This window comes from Brevibacterium antiquum CNRZ 918, from assembly GCF_900169145.1.
Classification (GTDB): Bacteria; Actinomycetota; Actinomycetes; order Actinomycetales; family Brevibacteriaceae; genus Brevibacterium; species Brevibacterium koreense.
On the sequence record NZ_FXZD01000037.1, the window covers coordinates 1 to 1,553 of the forward strand.

General features: G+C 58.7%; 2 protein-coding genes. Both read right to left on the bottom strand.

What is annotated here, in order from left to right:
* Positions 1-29 precede the first annotated feature (29 nt).
* Positions 30-1,046: an IS3 family transposase gene (locus tag BANT918_RS17070; RefSeq protein WP_025388079.1), complete on the bottom strand. Its 1,017-nt coding sequence runs from the start codon at positions 1,044-1,046 to the stop codon at positions 30-32.
* Between the two features lie 2 nt (positions 1,047-1,048).
* The gene (locus BANT918_RS17075) at positions 1,049-1,495 is read right to left on the bottom strand and encodes a hypothetical protein (RefSeq protein WP_025388078.1); all 447 of its coding nucleotides are present in this window, start codon (positions 1,493-1,495) and stop codon (positions 1,049-1,051) included.
* Positions 1,496-1,553 lie beyond the last annotated feature (58 nt).

The following is a 1,553-nucleotide window of genomic DNA, read 5'->3' on the forward strand; positions in this document are numbered from 1 at the left end:
GCGCGCCCTGTCAAGCTGTTTGGAGTCACTCACGCTGCTAGCGTGTCTATCTCTCGATGGTTGATCCCGACGACCTCGGCTGGTGCCGGGGTCGTCGGTGGTTTCGCGAACCGTTCCGGATGCTGCGCGTAATACTTGGCCAGAGTGTCCTGTCGTTTCTCCCATACTGTGTTCCAGGACCCGTCTTGGACCTGGTCCGGGGTGAAGTGAGCGATCCCGGAGTGACGATGCTCAGTGTTGTACCACTGCACATGCGCACCGACATAGTCTCGAGCATCATCAAGGTCATCAAACACGACGGGATACGCCGGCCGATACTTCATCGTGCGAAACGCTGACTCCGAATACGGGTTGTCATTAGACACATACGGTCGGTTATGCGTTGTCTCAGTGCCATGAACGGCCAGGACTTCTTTCAACACCGCGGACTTCATCGCCGCTCCAGAATCGGCATGCACGAACTCCGGGGCACCATATCTCGTGATAGCGTCTTCGAACATCTCCACTGCAAGGTCATCGGACTCGCGGTGCTCGACCCGATATCCCACGATCTTGCGGGAGAAGATATCAATGATCGAGTACACCTTGAACACGACGTGTGCCCAGACCGACTTCACATCAGTGATGTCCCATGACCACACTTGCCCCGGCTTGGTCGCCACCAGCACCGGTATCTCACGGGGCTGCCTTGTGCCCTTGCGCGTGGCGACCTGCGGCCGTTTGGTCTGATCCTCCAGATCGGCAGCGATGCGCCACCATGTGCGTTGGGACGCGACCATGATCCCGTCGTCCCAGGCCCGCGCGAATGCATGATCAACCGAGTGATCATCGGCCCACCCTGCTTCGATGAGTGTCTTAATCTGCTGTTTCGCTTCAGCATCGATGCGGTTCGGATAGGCCCGGTCCCGATGCGCCACCGGCTCAGCCGTAGTCTGGCGCGGGTTGAGCCGGTAATGCCACGTAGACCGTGACAGGCCCACGACGTCAAGAACTCGGCGCTGTGACAGGCCAGACTCGACGAGGTCGAACACGAGGGTGTTCTCCATGGTCAGGAATTCTTCGGACTCGACTGTTCCTCGTCCGCGTCGGGCTCTGACACGTTCCTGCTGTGCAAGAGCCCGATAGCTTTTCCCAAGCTGTTCGCCGTCTCTTCCAGCCTGCGGATCTCCTCACCTTGGGACGCCAGTTCCTTCTCCTTCGCGGCCAGAGCCGCCTCCTTGACCGCGAGTTCCTTCATCAGGGCTTTCTCACGGTCCGAGGTCAATTCCTCGGTCATCTTCTTCCGCCGTGCCGCATAGGTCATAGGGTCATTGTTCCGCGGGACGAGTCCGCGGTCGAGGTCGCCGGTAACGAGAGCTCGTATCCACGTGTACAGCTGCTTTCGCGTGAACGGTTGAGCATCGACCCATTTGCCCTTCTGTCCGAAGGGGATCTGGTCGTACTGAACCAGGAAAGACCGGATCTCTGCCACGCTGTATCCAGTAGTGATGGTCATGGTTAGTGTTCCTCTCAGTGTCAGACTGAGTGACTCACAACCAGCCTGACAGAGAGGG